Consider the following 17,010-nt stretch of genomic DNA (forward strand, 5'->3'; position numbering starts at 1 on the left):
GCCTCCTCAGAGATCCAGACCAGCGGCGACGTGGCGAATACCGCGAATACCCAGCCCGGCATCGGCATTGATCATCACGCCGCTTAAGGTGCGGTTGTTGCGACGCGACGCCAGCATCACGTATGGCCCGGTAAAGTCGGCTGGGTCGGGGAAGAACTGTAGCGGCAAAATAGCGGCGATTTTTTCCGGCGTCAGTGACTGCATAATTGAGGTATCGCTTTGCCCCAGCGCCTGTGGGCCGCGCAGATCGGTGGCCATACCGCACGGACCGACGCCGTTCACCCGCACTTTAGGCGCCAGCTCGTAGGCCAACTGGCGAATCAGCCCGGTAGCAGCGTGCTTACTGGCGGTGTACAGCGGCCCGCCGCCGCCGGGATACCAGGCAGCGTTTGACAGGGTAAAGATGATGCTGCCTTCGCTGGCGATCAGCGCCGGGGCACAGGCTTTCGCCCCCAGCAGATAACCCAGCACATTGACGTTAAATAACTCGTGAAAGCCGCTCTCCAGCGCTTCAGCGGAGGTGTTCACCAGCGTTGCGTTGTGATCCCAGATGCCCGCATTGCCAATAAAACAGTCCAGCTTGCCAAACACGGTGAGGATCTGATCGACCGCACGCTGATAGTCGGCGTAGCAGGTGACGTTGCCCTCTACCGCCAATACATGTTCGCCAAAACACTGGCGCAGGCTGGCGACTTTGGCTGGCGACAGTTCGAGCGTAGCGACCTTCGCGCCTTCTTCAATAAAGCGCTCGACCAGCGCCAGGCCGAGGCCGGAACCGCCGCCGGTAATAAAAACCACGTTATCGCGTAAATCGCTCATCGGGTGTCCTCTGGAATATCAACAAATACATCGCTACCGTCCACATATACTGCGTAGGTGGTTAGCGGATCGGTGGCGGGCAGGCATAGCGCTTTGCCGGTTTTCAGACAAAAACTGGCCGCATGCAGCGGGCATTCCACGGTGGCATCGTCTTCCAGATAACCTTCCGACATCGAGGCGTTGCCGTGGCTACAGCGATCGTTAATGGCATAAAACTCGCCGCCAACATTGAACAGCGCGATGACGGGCGAGGTGTCGAGCCGGAGGGCTTCACCCTCCGGCAAATCCCCTACGGGGCAGGCATAAATACGACTCATCAGAACAGTACACTCAGGTTATGGGAGGTAATAACCGCCTGATCCAGCACGATCTCGCGCGCCAGTAAGCGCCACTCGTTGCCCGGCAAACGACGGACTTTATCCACGCGCATGCCGACGTAAAACGTCTCGTCCCGCTCTTTTTGCGCGCGATACAGCAGATAGTTGAGGCGCACGGCGAAGACGTCGGGCACGTCGGTTTCACTGACCTGCAGGTTGCTAATAAGGTGGCGGGTGCGGGAAGGCGGCTCTTCTGCCCAGGCCATGCCGGTTTCCAGCCGTGCGATGCGGCGTTCGAGCTGGTCTTTGTTGTCGTTGAAAATCCACGTCGTCGGCGGTTGTACGCCTTTGCGACGGTCGCGGGTCTGAGCATTGACCGTGGTACGCATGGTGTAGCGAATGTCGTCATCCAGCTGCGCCAGCCAGTCGCGAAACTGCCAGTCGTCCAGCAGACGCGCTTCTTCATACAGAAACTGGCTGATGCGATGATGCAGCTCAAGAGAAACTAACGCGCTCATTTCATCACCTCCTGCTGGTACGCGGCGGTTTTCTCGTGCACGTCCTGCCAGCTTTCGCTGCTGAGCAAATCGGCCCAGCGCTGGTACATACCGCGCGCCGCAGTTTCCGAAAAGATGTAGTTAGTGATCCCCGGAATGCCGTCTTCACGACGCTTCTCCTGGCCAAGCCCCATTTCCAGACACAATTTCGTGTTGCGTGCGCGATGACCTTTCAGCAGTTTTTGAATTTCACACCAGTTTTCCGAGTCGTCCTGCTCCAGGAACCCGGCGGGGCCAAAAGCCCGCGTGGCGCTGTTTTCAAACGCGGCTTTCACTTCATCAGAGGCGGCTTTATCGGTAATACAGAACGCCCACACTTCAACCCGATCCGGCCCGCGCGGGTGCCAGACGCGCAGCGTGGCGGTACCGTTGAGCCAGGAAAGCGTGGGGAAGATGTTGTTGTGACCAGCCAGACGCAGGGCGCGAACCTTGCCCAAACGCTCTTCGGCTTCCGCGTAGGTGTCGCGGTAGTAGCTGGAGACTTCACCGTCGACCCACACGTTGGCGTCCGGTTTCTCGGTAAAGAAGAAGCCGCTGCCGTGGCCGTCCTGGCCGAACTGTAGTGCATCTTTGGCGGTTTCCCACACCGGGCGGGCGGTCTGACCGTCGCCGAGGCGCTTATCGCTGCCGTCGTCTTTCGCCCCCAGCACCTGCACCGCAGAGGCATGGCTGAACAGCGCGTGATACTGGTCGCTGGCAAACTGTTCGGCGGGGAATTTCCAGTTGCAGTCGATGGTCCACTTCTGGACGCCTCCGACGATTTCGGTGCCACCTTCACGGCGGTCGAGCACGCCGTCGAGATACCAGGCGATGTCGCCGAGATAATCGCGCAGGTTTGGTGCGCTGGTATCCCAGTTGCCGAAAATCAGCCCTTTATAGCTCTCGACGCCAGGCACTTCGTTCAGTCCCCAATGCGATTTGCATAAACCTTGCGGATAAGCGCGCGGCTCCAGCGGGACGTCGATCAGCTCGCCGTTAATGCCGTACGACCAGCCGTGATACGGGCAGGTGAAGGCGCGGGTATTGCCGCAGTCGGCGTAGCTGACGCGCATCGCACGGTGGCGACACTGGTTGAGAAACGCTTTGATGCTGCCGTCTTTCTGGCGAACCACCACAACCGCATCCTCGCCCATGTAGGTGTTAAAAAAATCACCGGGTTTGGGGATTTGGCTTTCGTGGGCGAGAAATAGCCAGCAGCGCCCGAAGATGCGTTCCAGCTCCAGTTGGTAAATTTCAGGGTCGGTATAAATCCGTGGGGTAACGCGACCGTTTTGCGTGTCGATCAGTTGGTAGATGTCTAAATTTGAGGGTGTGGTCATATTTTTTAATCCTGAAAGCTAAGATGTATTGACCTTCTTTTTATGTGCCCTAAGGATGTTGCTGGTTAGTTATCAATCTGTGAAATAGTAAATTTCTACCAGTTGAGACATTTTTTCGATAACAAGGAGCAGGGCATGGAACTGAGGCACTTACGCTATTTTGTCGCGGTGGCGCAGGCGCTGAATTTCACCCGAGCGGCAGAAAAGTTGCATACCTCCCAGCCGTCGTTAAGCAGTCAGATCCGCGATCTGGAAACCTGCGTGGGCGTTCCGTTACTGGTGCGCGATAAGCGAAAAGTTGCGCTGACGGCGGCAGGAGAGTGCTTTTTACAGGATGCGCTGGCTATCCTCGAACAGGCAGAGAACGCGAAAATTCGCGCCCGTAAAACGGTGCAGGAAGATAATCATTTTACGATTGGTTTTGTTCCTTCAGCAGAGGTGAATCTGCTGCCTAAGGTGCTGCCTTTGTTTCGTTTAAAACAACCGGATACACACATTGAACTGGTGAGTCTGATCACCACCGAGCAGGAAGAGAAGATCCTCAGTGGAGAGTTGGATGTGGGCTTAATGCGCCATCCGGTTTACAGCCCGGAACTGGAGTATCTGGAGCTCATTCATGAGCCGCTGGTGGTAGTGCTACCGGTTAACCATCCGTTAGCCAGTGAACAGGCGATATCGGCACAGCAACTGAACGGTGTCAATTTTGTCAGCACCGATCCCGCTTATTCCGGCGTATTAGCGAAGATTGTCAAAAACTGGTTTCAGCAGCAGAAAAGCCAGCCTAACATTGTGCAAGTGGCAACCAACATTCTGGTGACCATGAACCTGGTCGGCATGGGGTTGGGGGTGACTTTGATACCCGGTTATATGAATAATTTTAATACCGGACAGGTGGTTTTTCGGCCAATTATTGGTGATGTCCCGACCATCGCGTTGCTGATGGCGTGGAAAAAGGGATCGCGCAAACCGGCACTGACCGATTTTATCGCCACGGTTCATGAACGTTTGGCCGTGAGTCTGACGGTGTAATGGTTACAACTCGCTGAGCTGTGACTCGACATACAGATAGCCAATTCCCATGAGTTGCTGGGCACGATTGAGCTGGCCGAAGCTTATCTGAGTCGCTCTGGCGCGCGGGTTATCACCGTGATCAAACGGGTTAAACCCAGTTTGCTGCACCAAGGTATTGAGCCAGCTATCGCCAAAAGCGCAGCTACGACCGTACAACCATATCTGATTAATATTCAGTATATTCAGGAAGTTATATAAACTAAGCCCTATGGCGCTGGCGGCATGCTCGGCCCAGGCCTGAATACGAACATCACCGTTCTGCCAGGCAGTAATAAGCTGGTCGGTGGTGAGCGTTTCCGGATCGTAAAGGGACGTCGGCTGCGATTTCATCCACACGCGGGCCTGTTTTTTCAACGCGCTTAATGACGCTACCGTTTCCAGACAGCCATAGCGACCGCAGTCACAGGCAATTCCATCGGGATGAACGATGGTGTGTCCAATCTGGCCGCTGCCATACAGACTACCGCGCCAGATATTGTCGTTAATCACAAACGATGAGCCGATACCGTAATCAACGTTAATCACGCAAAAATCACCGTTAGCCGCTGGGTTTTGCCATTTTTCGGCCAGCGCCAGCATCACGCAGTCATTGTCCAGGCGGACCTGTACGCCGAGCATCTCTTCCAGCAGATATTTTATTTCCACCGGTGTTTTCCACGGGGCCTGAGGCATGGTTTTTGATGCGCCGGTGATCGGATCAACCTGGCCGTGAACGCCGAGCGCCAGATTAATCGTGACCTCGGGAAATTGTCGACGGTATTCCCGCCAGTGTGCAGCCAGGGCCGACAGCAGCGCTTTGGGGGTTTCCGGCTTAATGACCTCATGACACCAGTCACCGATGGCAACCAGCCGTGCGTCCGCCAGTTGGCTGGTGATACTGGTAGGGGTGACGTTGATACATAGCGTCCATGCGCCTTTTTCTGGCAAATGATAGCTGCCGCTGCTCAAACCGCGCTGGCTTAAGGTTTCTCGCGAATGACTGATTCTCCCCTCATCCATCAGCTCTTCGAGGATATTGCTGACCGCCGGGATCGACAGACTGGTGAGCTGCGCCAGCTGTGACTTGCTGAGCTGCTTTTCCCGCCACAGGTGCGACAAAAAGATCTGCTTATTCGCCTGACGAACCCTGGCGTTGTTGAACCCCGAACGCTGCATTCACTTAACTCCCTTAACTATATTGCGTGAGCATTGCGCATTTTAGCGCCACTTAACTGCCGCAGAATAGCATCAAGTTGAATTTTTACTTTTGCTTATTGAGTGGAGAGCGGCATGTACGGTTCAGTTAAAGTCTGGCAAGAAACGATCACCCTCCCAACGTGGGCGGCGGGTGAAGAAGATGCCAACCCAATGTTTCTGGAAAAGCGGGTTTACCAGGGATCTTCTGGCGCGGTGTATCCGTATGGCGTGATTGATACGCTGACCGGCAAACGTGAAATGCGCGACTATCAGGCGGTGTGGATGGAGAATGACTTCATTCGCGTCATGCTGTTGCCGGAGTTAGGCGGGCGTATTCATCGTGCGTATGACAAAGTAAAGCAGCGCGATTTTGTCTACTACAACGAAGTGGTGAAGCCCGCTCTGGTTGGTTTGCTTGGGCCGTGGATCTCTGGTGGCATTGAATTTAACTGGCCGCAGCATCATCGCCCAACCACTTTTATGCCGGTGGATTTTACGCAGCAACAGGGTGAACACGGCGAATATACCGTATGGATGGGTGAGGTAGAACCTATGCGCGGTTTACAGGTGATGACCGGATTTACGCTGTATCCGGATCGCGCCCTGATCGAGATAACCGGGAAGGTGTTTAACGGTAACGCCACGCCGCGCCATTTTTTATGGTGGGCGAATCCAGCGGTGAAGGGTGGCGACGATCACCAGAGCGTGTTTCCGCCGGATGTGACCGCAGTATTCGACCACGGTAAGCGCGATGTTTCTGCGTTTCCCATTGCCACCGGCACATACTATAAAGTGGACTACTCGGCTGGCGTGGATATCTCGCGCTACAAAAACGTGCCGGTACCGACCTCCTATATGGCTGAAAAATCAGATTATGATTTTGTCGGCGCGTGGCATCACGGTGAGCGAGGCGGGCTGCTACATGTGGCCGATCACCACGTTTCGCCAGGGAAAAAACAGTGGACCTGGGGCTATGGCGACTTTGGCGTTGCCTGGGATCGTAACCTTACCGATGATAACGGTCCGTATATTGAACTGATGACCGGGGTCTTTACCGACAACCAGCCGGATTTCACCTGGCTTGCGCCGTATGAAGAAAAAGTCTTCGTACAAAATTTCCTGCCTTACAGCGAACTGGGCATGGTGCAAAACGCTAGCACGCAGCTGGCACTGCGCCTGGTACGTGAGCATAGCCAGCTTTCTGTCGGCGTTTATGCGATTGCGCCGCTGCACGACGTGCAGATTACGCTTTCTGCCGATGGACAACCGTTCTATGAGCATACGTTGACCCTGGAGCCCGGACAAAGCTGGCTGGCTGATGTGTCTGACGATAACCATGCGCGGGTAACGATGACGGTCACTGGCGCTGATGGCACTACGCTTTTGCAGTACGAAGAGCACATCGCGCAAGAATTACCGCTGCCATCGGCGGCCGTCGCGCCAGCGCTGCCAGAAGCGCTTTCTAATACCGATGAACTCTATTTTATTGGTCAGCATCTGGAGCAATACAACCATGCCAGTCGCTATGCCGAAGATTATTATCGCCGCGCGCTGGACGTTGATCCGCTGGATTACCGCAATAATGTGGCCCTGGGGACGCTGGCGCTAAACCGCGCCGACTGGACGCTGGCGGCACAATGTGCCGGCAAGGCGCTGGAGCGGGCGCATAAGCTCAATAAAAATCCGCGTGATGGCGAGGCGAGTATGCTGCTGGCCGCCGCACAGGAACGTCAGGGCAATGATGACAGCGCGTGGGATAATTATTATAAGGCCAGCTGGAGCGGCAACTGCCGGGATGCGGCTTTCTGGTCGTTAGCGCGTTTGGCGATGAAGCGTCAGGACTACGCTGGCGCGTTGGAAAAGGTGGAGCAGAGCCTGCGCTTTAACGGCAGTAATAACCTGGCGATGGGACTGAAAGCGCTGGCGCTGGCAAAGCTTGATCGCAATGCGCAAGCGCTGGACTACATTCGCCAACAGCTGGTGGATTATCCGCTGAGCTATACCCTGCACTATGCGCGCTGGGCTATCTGCCAGGACGAGGCGACAGCGCTTGCGCTGATCTCGATTACCGGGCGTCGCGGGACCAACGCGTGTGAACTGGCAGGCTGGCTGACCTCTTTGGGGCAAAAGGATGCTGCCCGTGGCGTGCTGGAACTGCTCGACAGCCAGGAAACGCTGCCGATGCTGTGGCGCGCCTCGCTGAGCGATAATCCACAACCCTTCATTGAACGTGCTCGTGAGTGTCTGCAAAACCGCGTGCGTTTCCCCAATACGCTGGATGAAGTGCAGATGCTGCAAACTCTTGAGCAAAGCGCTTTTGCCCGCTATTTACTCGGCTGTTTCTGGTACAGCAAACGGCGTTATGCCGAGGCGGTTTCCTGCTGGCAGTTCACGCTTGCGCAGGAAGCGGATTTCGCTCCGGCGCATCGTTTACTGGGGATCTACGCCTGGAACAAACTGCACGATGCGCAGCAGGCGAAACAGTATCTGTCGCAGGCCGTGGCGCTGGAGCCGCAAAATGCCCGTTTCCTGTTTGAACTCGACTATCTCAACAAGCTGATGGCACAACCGGCTGAACAGCGCCTGCAGCGGCTGGAAGCCAGCAAAGAGATTGTCTTCCTGCGTGATGATCTGACGGTGGAACTGCTCAGCTTGTGGAATGGGTTGGGGCGCTATGACGATGCCGCCGCAGTATTACGTGAGCGGGTGTTCCATCCGTGGGAAGGCGGTGAAGGTAAAGCCACCGGGCAATATCTGCTTAATCAATTACATCGCGCGCTGGCTGCCGTGCAGTCCGGCGACCCGCAAACTGCTATTACGCAACTGCAACAGGCGCTGCACTATCCGCAAAACCTCGGGGAAGGCCGTTTGCCAGGGCAAACGGATAACGACATCTGGTATTTGCTGGGGTATTGCGCGCAGCTGCAAGGCCATTTCGAAGAATCTCAGCGCTACTTCTCCCGTGCGACGCGCGGCGGAAGCTCACTGGATGCCGGACGTTACTATAACGACCAGCCAGTGGACTATCTCTTCTGGCAGGGTATGGCGCAGAGAAAACTTGGCGATGATGCAGAGGCGGACGCTCTGTTCAATAGCTTCCTGCAATGGGTTGAGTCGCATCACGACAACGTGCCGGATGTCGATTTCTTTGCCGTATCGCTACCCGACCTGGTGGTGCTGGATACCTCAGCACAAGCAAAACACCAGCAACACTGCCTGTTTATCAATGCGCTCGGGCATCTGGGGCTAGGAAATAGCGCCGCCTGTCAGCGTGAACTTGATGAACTCCTGCAACTCAATCCGGCACATGACAAGGCATTACTGCTGCGTCACGCCATTAACGTAAGGCTTTTCCAGTAACACCCGAAACGGGTGGGGGTAACCTCACCCGAAACCTACTGTACCCTGCGTTTCCCTGAAAGAGGAATCATAATGAATAACGCGCAGACACATTTGAAGATTGGTTACGTCTGGACTATCTGCCTGGTTGCGGCCTGCGGAGGTTTACTGTTTGGCTATGACTGGGTAGTGATCGGCGGGGCAAAACCCTTCTATGAAGCATATTTCTCGATTACCGATCCGGCGCAATCCGGCTGGGCGATGAGTTCCGCGCTGGTTGGTTGTATCTTTGGCGCGCTGATTTCCGGCTGGTGCGCCGATAAATTTGGCCGAAAAATGCCGCTGATTCTCTCAGCGATCCTCTTTAGCGCTTCCGCCTGGGGAACCGCCGTCGCCAGTAACTTCGATATGTTTATTATTTATCGCATCGTTGGCGGTGTGGGTATTGGTCTGGCGTCTGCGCTAAGCCCACTGTATATCGCCGAGGTTAGCCCCGCTGAAAAGCGTGGTCGCTTTGTGGCCGTTAACCAGCTCACCATCGTCATTGGCGTGCTGGCGGCGCAGCTTATCAACCTGATGATTGCCGAACCTGTTGCTACAGGCGCTACGCAGCAGGCAATTGTTGAAAGCTGGAACGGTCAGACAGGCTGGCGCTGGATGTTTGGTGCTGAATTAGTGCCTGCGGTAATTTTCCTGGTGCTGATGTTCTTTGTACCTGAATCGCCGCGCTGGTTGGTGAAAGCGGGCAAAGCCGATCGTGCGCGTGCCATGCTGCAGCGCATTGGTTCGGCGGAATATGCCGGGCAAACGCTGAAAGAGATTGAACATACGCTGCAAAAAGATAATCACAAGGTCGCGTGGTCAACGCTGTTACAACCGCAGATCAAACCGATCGTGATTATTGGCATGGTGCTGGCAGTGTTCCAGCAGTGGTGTGGGATCAACGTTATTTTCAACTATGCGCAGGAGATCTTCGCCTCTGCCGGATTCGACATCAACGGTACGTTAAAATCGATCGTGGCGACAGGGATCATCAATCTGGTCTTTACCCTTGCCGCTCTGCCGTTAGTGGACAAAATTGGCCGTCGTAAACTGATGCTGTTCGGCGCGTCAGGATTGACGGTTATCTACGTACTGATTGCCGGGGCGTACGGGTTGGGCATTATGGGCTGGCCGGTTCTGGTTCTGGTGCTGGCGGCAATCGCGATTTATGCTCTGACGCTGGCGCCGGTGACCTGGGTGCTGCTATCAGAAATTTTTCCCAACCGCGTGCGCGGGCTGGCAATGTCGCTGGGGACGTTGGCGCTGTGGATTGCTTGTTTCCTGCTGACCTATACCTTCCCGCTGCTCAATGCGAGTCTGGGCGCGTCGGGAAGCTTCCTGCTATACGGTGTGATTTGCGCGATGGGCTTCATCTATGTTCTGCGTAATGTACCGGAAACCAAAGGCGTGACGCTGGAAGCACTGGAAGAACAGCTGGCGGCGCAGCATACGAAAGTCGGTGCATCAACCCAACCGCGAAGCGCCCGCTAATGGAGGGTCTGTTGACGCTACAAAACGCACATCTGCGGATGTGCGTCGATCCGCAGGGCGGTTCTCTATTAAGCCTGGTTTCGTTACAACATCAACAGGCCATTTTACGCGAAGGTCATGGTCAGCAGCCTGGTGATTGCGGCTTGTTCCCGATGATGCCGGTCGCGAATCGGGTGGCGGGAAATCGTTTTATGCTGCGCGGTGAAGAGGTCGTGTTACCTCGACATGGCGCAGACGACAGCTTTTTCCTGCACGGTGACGGCTGGCTGCAACGCTGGCAGGTTATCACCGTCACCCAAAGCGGTTGTCTGCTGCAGTTGCGCAGTTGGCATCCCTGTGGCTATGACTATACGGCGCAGCTTTGCTATCAACTGGAAACCACGAGTCTACACGCCTCGTTGACGCTTACCCATTGCGGTGAGCAGCCGATGATCTATGGCTGTGGATTTCATCCGTTTTTCGCCTTTGATAAACGCAGTACGGTGCAGTTCACCGCCAGCGGTTACTGGCCGGAGGGGGAACAGCATCTGCCGCTGGAATGGCAACGCGATATCCCTTCAGCGGCGGATTTCATGCATGCGCAATACGGTGAGGATAGCTGGCTGAATGTCGGCTATTCCGGCTGGAGCGGGCGGGCCGTTATTCAGCGGGATGTGATGAAAGTCACGATTTTAGCGCAAACTCCGTGGTTGATGCTGTTCAGAATGTCGGGTGAGGAGTTCCTGTGCCTGGAGCCGCAAACGCATCCGGTGAATGCCCACAACATGCAGGGGCAGCCGGGATTGCAGGTTTTAGCGCAAGAAGAACGCTGCCATTTTGCGATGCAAATTAGCGTCGAATAGGGCAAAAATCATGTTATCTGCCTGTTAGTGCTCTCTTGCGCCAGCCTGCGTTTGTCGCCAGACTATCGCCTCCAAACGGGAGGGATTCATGGCTTTGCATTCCACGCGCTGGCTGGCGCTCGGTTATTTCACCTACTTTTTTAGCTACGGTATCTTTCTGCCTTTCTGGAGCGTCTGGCTCGAAGGGTTAGGGCTGACGCCGGAAACCATCGGTTTACTGCTGGGCGCGGGGCTGATTGCCCGTTTTCTCGGTAGCTTGCTGATTGCGCCGCGCGTAAGCGATCCCTCTCGGCTGATCTCAGCGTTACGTATTCTGGCCCTGTTGACGTTGGTGTTTGCGCTGGCCTTCTGGGCGGGGACCAACGTGGCGTGGTTGATGGTGGTGATGGTCGGCTTTAACCTGTTTTTCTCGCCGCTGGTGCCGCTGACCGACGCACTGGCCAACACCTGGCAAAAACAGATAACCATGGATTACGGTCGGGTACGGCTGTGGGGATCCGTGGCCTTTGTGATCGGCTCTGCGTTGACCGGCAAACTGGTGAGCCTGTTCGACTATCGGATTATCCTGGTCCTGCTATCGCTTGGCGTTGCATCAATGCTGCTGGGGATGATGATCCGCCCAAGCGTACAGCCAGCGGGGGAGAACCGTCAGCAGGAGAGCGCGGGATGGCCCGCCTGGCGCGCGCTAATAACCCAAAGCTGGCGTTTTCTGGCCTGCGTGAGTCTGCTGCAGGGCGCACATGCCGCTTATTACGGTTTCAGCGCCATTTACTGGCAGTCTGCCGGTTATTCCGCTTCGGCGGTGGGCTATTTATGGTCATTAGGCGTGGTGGCGGAAGTGATTATTTTTGCGCTCAGCCACAAGCTGTTCCGCCGCTTTAGCGCTCGCGATCTTCTGCTGCTTTCCGCCGTTTGCGGCGTTGCGCGTTGGGGGCTGATGGGCTGGAGCACAGAGCTGCCGTGGCTGATTGTAGTGCAAATCCTGCATTGCGGCACGTTTACCGTCTGCCACCTGGCGGCGATGCGCTACATTGCTGCGCGACAGGGCAGCGAAGTGATTCGTCTCCAGGCGGTGTACTCGGCGGTGGCGATGGGCGGCAGCATTGCCATCATGACCGTATTCGCAGGATACCTGTACCAGAATCTGGGCAGCGGCGTATTCTGGGTGATGGCGCTGGTGGCGCTCCCGGCAATCTTTCTGCGCCCGAAGGTGGCGGCGCAGCCTGCGATGTTATGATTCGAGGATTTTGCGGATCTGCTGCTGTTGATGCGGCGTAAGCGCCAGATCCGCATGAATCAGCGGGGGAGAAAACAGCGGTAGCGGCGTGGTGTATGGCGTAATAATCAGCGTTACCCCGCGCGGCGCACCTCCTTTTTGAAAATCCTGCATCGGCATATGCTTTACGTTGAGCGGCAGCAGCGTCAGTTCGCGCAGTTGTTGCTCTATATGCGCTTCAAGTTGTTCGTTACTACCGGTCAGCAGGATAATCTGCTTCTCGTGCAAATCCTTTTCCTGCATCAGCCAGGCACCGAAAATAACCGCAACCAGGCCGATCTCTTCTTCTGAAAACTGCACGTCATATTCCGCTTCGAAGCCGTGTATTGCCTCACGGGTGGTACGTACCAGCCGGGGGTAAAGTCGGCTGAACTCCTCCGGTAGCGTGTTATCAATGCCAATGGCAAACAAGCTACGGTTAAGCGCCTGGGCAAGGTGAATATAAAGCTGGTCGTGCAGCCCTTGCTCGTCGCTGAAGCGCACGTTGCCATACTCGCGAAAACGCAGCACCAGCCGCGCAATAGCAAGGCGCAAGCGGCGATCCTGCTGGTGATTATCGCGGATAGGATCGGGGATGCGAATCATTGAGAATAACAACGCCATAAACAGCGATTCGCCCAGCGGCGCACGTTGCATGACGTGGCGCTGCCAGTGGCGGCCAATTTCCTCGGCGAGCGGATACTCAGCGCAGGATTGCGCCCACCGTTGCTGGAGTGGGTTAAATTCCGGGGTGATCCCCGCGTGGTGCTGTAGCAGGCAATATTGTAAATACAGGCGCAGGAAGTGGATGTCACGACACTCAAACGGCTTCTGTAAGCGCCGGGAACAGAGGTTAATAAGCGCATGCAGATTGGTGTCGTCATACAGCGTACGTGCAATACCTTGTTGTTTCAGCTCCATTTTTAATGCGGGCGTGAAATGCTGGGCGATAAAAGTCGGGCAAATTCGCAAACCACGGCGTAGCCACTGCAACAGACACAGGCGCTGATTGAGCGGAGTCCCTTCGATCGCATAGGCACCATTCTGCGCGGTGGCTATCGTGAGCCGGTGATAACGCTGGATTTCGAGCCCTGCGCCAATAATATCTTCCTGAACCGTGGCATCATCAACGCCATTGAGGCTGCTGAAGGTTTGTGTAGTCGCGATTTGCCCTGGCAGGAAAAGCGTCAGCAGAACCTGGCAACGGCGCTGGGGAGCGGAAAGTACAGATGGTGGAGCAAGCGTTGACATCATCTGTAGGGTCTCCCGTAAGTATGTTTGATAAGAATAGCTAAAGTTTGATCATAGATTTGAAGAATGGAATGCTTTCCACCAGGAATGCTGGAGGGCGTCACAGAATTTTTCACGTGCGGATCAGATAGCGGGAGTGGAACGCAGCGCGTTAATCCGCTTTTTCACTGTTTTATCTTTTGTTGAGATATAAAAAAATGCCAGAGGGGGGAATGCTGGCGGAGGGAGGTATGAACATGCTATCGCAGAGAAGTGAAAAACCTAAAGTGAACGTAGCAATACGACGGAGGCAACAGATTCATTACCTCCGTAACAGTTGTCTGGCGTTACTGCTCACGACTCAGCGTTAATCCCACATCGCCGCCCGGATGTACCGCCAGCAGCGTTTCCTTTGAGTAGCCGCTTTCGCTCATCAGACAGGCGCAGGCGGCGTCAAAGATAGCCAGCACCAGTAAAATTGAGGTAGTGGCTAACATGTTCAGCGGGTCGGCCTCTCGCTGAACGCCGGTAGAAATCACCAGCCTCGATGCTTTAGCGATGGCCGAATCCGCGTTTTCAGTCACGCTCAGGATGGGCACATTCCTCGCAGCCAGTCCGGGCAGCAGCCGGGTGAGTTCGTCCGAATTACCCCCGCGCGACAGCATAATCACCAGGTCGTCGGCGCGTAAAAAACCGAGATCGCCATGCGCTGCATCCGTCGCGTTGAGGTAAATCGCCGGACGTTCCACGCAGGCAAGCATATGTGCGACTTTACGCGCTGCAATGCCAGAGGTACCGACGCCGGTGACGACGACTTTGCCCTGACAACCGCGCAGCTCCGCCATCAGCGACTGCCAGACAGGTTCAGTCAGATGCTGCCCCAGACCCGCCAGGGCATCGCTATAGAGCTGGAATACGCTGCTGGCCTGAGACCAGGAGTTACTCATGCGTCCTCCTGCATCAACTGGCGGTATTTCATATGATCCTGATACATCTCGTGGAATACCCGATATTTGCGATCGTAATACTGCTTAATGCGATTGGTCTGCGGGGTGACCGTTTTACCTATCCGGCTCATCGCCGACATTGCTTCCGGGAAGGTATCGAACACGCCCGCGGCGATAGTTCCCATCATGGCGCCGCCCAGCAGCATGGCTTCGCTCTCTTCAGGCAGCAGCATCGCACAGCCGGTGGCGTTGGCATGCTCCTGAACGAAGATCGGATTTTTCGTCCCGCCGCCGCTGGCCATAATGGTATCGATGGTGTAGCCGCTTTGATTCATCGTTTCAATGATATGCCGCGTTCCCAGCGCAATGGCCTGGATGGTCGCGAGGTACTGTAACGCCATATCTTCCGGCGTGCGCGACAGCTTCAGTCCGGTGATAGCGCCTGTGAGCGTTGGGTTGGCGCGAGGTGAACGGTTGCCGTGGAAATAGGGCAGGATGTGCATGTCACGGGTTAAAAATGCGATATCTTCCGGCTCACCGGCCATTTTACGCAGCAGCGCATTCAGCACTTCATAAATGGTCTGCCCTTGAGATTTCGCCTGGGTCAACAAGGTTTCGTAACAAGGATGCGACTGAATAACGTGGTCGATTAACGCCCCGGTTGCCGACTGTCCACCTTCGTTAAGCCAGTATTCTGGCAGCACTGCTGAGTAGTAAGGACCCCAAACGCCGCCGATAAAACGCGGCTCTTTGGAAATCGCCATGTGTCCGGTAGAGGTGCCGCCAATCAGCGCGACGCGGCGGTCAAAATCCGCCACCTCGCCGGAGACACCGCTCGCGCCGAGCGTGCCGAGCGTACCGGCGTGGGCATCGATGATCGAGACGCTGACCGCGGTCCCCGGAATCAGCCCCATTTCGCTGGCGGCGCGCGCAGAAAGACCATGACCAAGCGGTTCGCCCATGGTTTTCACGTAACGGCCAATTTTGGCAGCATCATGTTCCAGCAAGTCTTCCAGCCCAATCTGGCGGAAATAGCTGGCATCCCACTTGTCTTCATGGCCCATATAGGTCCATTTACACACCGTCGAGCACAGTGAGCGCGTGTCATCGCCCGTTGCGCGCCAGGTCAGGAAATCGGGCAGGTCAAAGTAGTATCCCGCATTGGCCCAGGTGTTGGGCATATGTTGCTTCAACCACAGCAGTTTGGGCGTTTGCATTTCCGGGGAGATAATACCGCCAACGTAGTCCAGCACCCGATGATGCAGGGCGTTAATGCGCTCAGCCTGAGTAATGGCGCGGTGATCCATCCACACAATGATATTCTGTTCGCTGCGCCCGGACGGGCTAATGGTCAGCGGTTTACCTTCTTTATCCAACACCACCAGTGAACAGGTCGCGTCAAAGCCCAGACCTTTCACCTGGATAGGGTTGATATCCGACTGGTTAATCGCATCGCGAACCGCGTTACACACTGCCTGCCAGATGTTATCGGAAGACTGCTCAACAAAATCGGCCTGCGGGCGGTAAATCTCGATGGCCCGACTGGCCTGGCCGACCATTCTGCCGTTGAGATCAAACACGCCAGCACGGGCGCTTCCGGTTCCGACATCCACACCAATAAAGTAACTTGCCATAATTTTTTCTCCTGAAATCAGGCTTTACGATTCTGTAATGCGATAAAGAGGATCAGCACCGCGCCCCACAGCGCCATCGTCAGATAGCTGCTGACCCCCAGCAAGTTAAGGCCGCTTTCCAGCATTTGCAGCACAATCAGCGCCAGGACCAGGCCGATAATGCGTCCGAAGCCGCCATCCGGATTGATGCCGCCGAGTACGGAGGCAAGGATGGTGACCAGCAGGTAGGACTCACCGTATCCGGCTTTTGCCGAGTTGAATTTCGCCATCATCAGAATGGCGGCGACCCAGCCGAGCAGGGCTGAAATCACGTACACGGAAATTTGTACCCGTACGGTATTAACACCACTGTAGCGGGTAGCCTGTTCATTGGAGCCGACGAGATAAAGACTGCGCCCCAGCGTGGTGTGCTCCAGCAGTACCCATAGCAGGATTGCCACCAGGAAAAAGAGCAACAGCGCCACCGGAATACCCGCAATCGTGGCGTTGCCAAGGTACTGAATGGCGGTCGGGAAACCCGAAATCACCGTCCCGTTGGAGAGCAGAATATTCAGCCCGGAGATAAGTGTCATCGTGCCGAGGGTAGCGAGAATCGGTGAGACGCCGACCCAGGCAATCAGCGCGCCGTTGAGCGTACCGATAGCCACCGCCACGGCTGCACCTGCCAGCAGCGCCAGCACCAGAAACAGCGGGTTATCCGGATGGGTAACGATAATCGCTGCCATTACCAGCGAGCAGGCGTTCGCCCCGGCAATAATTGACAGGTTAATGCCGCCGGTCAGCATGGTCATACCCATTCCGAGGGCCAGCATGCCGAGGATCGGTAACTGTGAGCCTATCGACTGGAAGTTAGCGACGCTGAAAAAACGGCTGCCAAGCAGGGCTGAGAAGACCAGGGCGACGACCACAATAATGACGCATTGCAGACGAATGATGGCATCACCGGGTAAAAATCTGGCGATTGTTTTCAT

The 17,010-nt window shown here is 55.7% G+C and carries 14 protein-coding genes; 5 read left to right on the forward strand and 9 right to left on the reverse strand.

Translation table 11 applies throughout. From position 1 onward, the window contains the following. Window positions 1-6 precede the first annotated feature (6 nt). From hcaB to hcaE, 4 genes are read right to left on the reverse strand one after another with little or no spacing between them, the layout of a single operon-like run. Entirely contained in the window at window positions 7-819 is an 813-nt protein-coding gene (gene hcaB / locus SK32_RS00205; RefSeq protein ID WP_048210903.1) for a 3-phenylpropionate-dihydrodiol/cinnamic acid-dihydrodiol dehydrogenase, read from the reverse strand. Further along, window positions 816-1,136, reverse strand: a complete 321-nt coding sequence (gene hcaC, locus SK32_RS00210; protein WP_048210904.1) for a 3-phenylpropionate/cinnamic acid dioxygenase ferredoxin subunit — start codon at window positions 1,134-1,136, stop codon at window positions 816-818. Before hcaC ends, hcaB begins: the two co-directional genes overlap by 4 nt. Then, window positions 1,136-1,654 (reverse strand): 3-phenylpropionate/cinnamic acid dioxygenase subunit beta, encoded by a 519-nt coding sequence (gene hcaF, locus SK32_RS00215; RefSeq protein WP_048210905.1) that lies wholly within the window; start codon window positions 1,652-1,654, stop codon window positions 1,136-1,138. Before hcaF ends, hcaC begins: the two co-directional genes overlap by 1 nt. After that, the gene (hcaE, locus tag SK32_RS00220; protein ID WP_048210906.1) at window positions 1,651-3,012 is read right to left on the reverse strand and encodes a 3-phenylpropionate/cinnamic acid dioxygenase subunit alpha; all 1,362 of its coding nucleotides are present in this window, start codon (window positions 3,010-3,012) and stop codon (window positions 1,651-1,653) included. The genes hcaF and hcaE overlap by 4 nt, the downstream gene beginning before the upstream one ends. Window positions 3,013-3,147: 135 nt before the next feature. Here hcaE and hcaR point away from each other — a divergent pair, with 135 nt between their 5' ends. After that, entirely contained in the window at window positions 3,148-4,041 is an 894-nt protein-coding gene (gene hcaR, locus SK32_RS00225; RefSeq protein ID WP_048210907.1) for a DNA-binding transcriptional regulator HcaR, read from the forward strand. Between the two features lie 3 nt (window positions 4,042-4,044). Here hcaR and SK32_RS00230 read toward each other — a convergent pair whose 3' ends face one another. Next, window positions 4,045-5,238 carry an ROK family transcriptional regulator gene (locus tag SK32_RS00230; protein ID WP_048210908.1) on the reverse strand — a complete coding sequence of 398 codons (1,194 nt, stop codon included), beginning with the start codon at window positions 5,236-5,238 and terminating at the stop codon, window positions 4,045-4,047. Between the two features lie 114 nt (window positions 5,239-5,352). Here SK32_RS00230 and SK32_RS00235 point away from each other — a divergent pair, with 114 nt between their 5' ends. The 4 genes from SK32_RS00235 to SK32_RS00250 all read left to right on the forward strand — a co-directional run bounded on the left by SK32_RS00235 (window position 5,353) and on the right by SK32_RS00250 (window position 12,210). Continuing rightward, complete coding sequence (locus SK32_RS00235) at window positions 5,353-8,619, forward strand: DUF5107 domain-containing protein (RefSeq protein WP_048210909.1); 3,267 nt, start codon at window positions 5,353-5,355, stop codon at window positions 8,617-8,619. Window positions 8,620-8,691: 72 nt separating this feature from the next. Next, window positions 8,692-10,131, forward strand: a complete 1,440-nt coding sequence (locus SK32_RS00240; RefSeq protein WP_048210910.1) for a sugar porter family MFS transporter — start codon at window positions 8,692-8,694, stop codon at window positions 10,129-10,131. Continuing rightward, the gene (locus SK32_RS00245; protein ID WP_048210911.1) at window positions 10,131-10,973 is read left to right on the forward strand and encodes an aldose 1-epimerase; all 843 of its coding nucleotides are present in this window, start codon (window positions 10,131-10,133) and stop codon (window positions 10,971-10,973) included. The genes SK32_RS00240 and SK32_RS00245 overlap by 1 nt, the downstream gene beginning before the upstream one ends. Before the next feature lie 88 nt (window positions 10,974-11,061). Continuing rightward, window positions 11,062-12,210, forward strand: a complete 1,149-nt coding sequence (locus SK32_RS00250) for a 3-phenylpropionate MFS transporter (protein ID WP_048210912.1) — start codon at window positions 11,062-11,064, stop codon at window positions 12,208-12,210. On the opposite strand, the gene csiE is transcribed toward SK32_RS00250, so the two are convergent. From csiE to SK32_RS00270, 4 genes are all read right to left on the reverse strand, one after another. After that, window positions 12,205-13,482: a stationary phase inducible protein CsiE gene (gene csiE, locus SK32_RS00255; protein ID WP_048210913.1), complete on the reverse strand. Its 1,278-nt coding sequence runs from the start codon at window positions 13,480-13,482 to the stop codon at window positions 12,205-12,207. The genes SK32_RS00250 and csiE overlap by 6 nt on opposite strands. Before the next feature lie 323 nt (window positions 13,483-13,805). Beyond that, on the reverse strand, window positions 13,806-14,405 hold the full coding sequence (locus SK32_RS00260; RefSeq protein WP_048210914.1) for a KpsF/GutQ family sugar-phosphate isomerase: 600 nt from the start codon (window positions 14,403-14,405) through the stop codon (window positions 13,806-13,808). Beyond that, complete coding sequence (locus tag SK32_RS00265; protein ID WP_003847100.1) at window positions 14,402-16,039, reverse strand: FGGY-family carbohydrate kinase; 1,638 nt, start codon at window positions 16,037-16,039, stop codon at window positions 14,402-14,404. Before SK32_RS00265 ends, SK32_RS00260 begins: the two co-directional genes overlap by 4 nt. Window positions 16,040-16,056: 17 nt before the next feature. Continuing rightward, window positions 16,057-17,010, reverse strand: a complete 954-nt coding sequence (locus tag SK32_RS00270) for an ABC transporter permease (protein WP_003037658.1) — start codon at window positions 17,008-17,010, stop codon at window positions 16,057-16,059.

Origin of the sequence: Citrobacter sp. MGH100 (genome assembly GCF_001034465.1) — a bacterium.
Taxonomy (GTDB): Bacteria; Pseudomonadota; Gammaproteobacteria; order Enterobacterales; family Enterobacteriaceae; genus Citrobacter; species Citrobacter youngae.

Bases quoted from the DNA above. Each gene is read 5' to 3' on its own strand.
- hcaB (WP_048210903.1), bottom strand. From the start codon at position 819: ATGAGCGATTTACGCGATAACGTGGTTTTTATTACCGGCGGCGGTTCC.
- hcaC (WP_048210904.1), bottom strand. From the start codon at position 1,136: ATGAGTCGTATTTATGCCTGCCCCGTAGGGGATTTGCCGGAGGGTGAA.
- hcaF (WP_048210905.1), bottom strand. From the start codon at position 1,654: ATGAGCGCGTTAGTTTCTCTTGAGCTGCATCATCGCATCAGCCAGTTT.
- hcaE (WP_048210906.1), bottom strand. From the start codon at position 3,012: ATGACCACACCCTCAAATTTAGACATCTACCAACTGATCGACACGCAA.
- hcaR (WP_048210907.1), top strand. From the start codon at position 3,148: ATGGAACTGAGGCACTTACGCTATTTTGTCGCGGTGGCGCAGGCGCTG.
- SK32_RS00230 (WP_048210908.1), bottom strand. From the start codon at position 5,238: ATGCAGCGTTCGGGGTTCAACAACGCCAGGGTTCGTCAGGCGAATAAG.
- SK32_RS00235 (WP_048210909.1), top strand. From the start codon at position 5,353: ATGTACGGTTCAGTTAAAGTCTGGCAAGAAACGATCACCCTCCCAACG.
- SK32_RS00240 (WP_048210910.1), top strand. From the start codon at position 8,692: ATGAATAACGCGCAGACACATTTGAAGATTGGTTACGTCTGGACTATC.
- SK32_RS00245 (WP_048210911.1), top strand. From the start codon at position 10,131: ATGGAGGGTCTGTTGACGCTACAAAACGCACATCTGCGGATGTGCGTC.
- SK32_RS00250 (WP_048210912.1), top strand. From the start codon at position 11,062: ATGGCTTTGCATTCCACGCGCTGGCTGGCGCTCGGTTATTTCACCTAC.
- csiE (WP_048210913.1), bottom strand. From the start codon at position 13,482: ATGATGTCAACGCTTGCTCCACCATCTGTACTTTCCGCTCCCCAGCGC.
- SK32_RS00260 (WP_048210914.1), bottom strand. From the start codon at position 14,405: ATGAGTAACTCCTGGTCTCAGGCCAGCAGCGTATTCCAGCTCTATAGC.
- SK32_RS00265 (WP_003847100.1), bottom strand. From the start codon at position 16,039: ATGGCAAGTTACTTTATTGGTGTGGATGTCGGAACCGGAAGCGCCCGT.
- SK32_RS00270 (WP_003037658.1), bottom strand. From the start codon at position 17,010: ATGAAAACAATCGCCAGATTTTTACCCGGTGATGCCATCATTCGTCTG.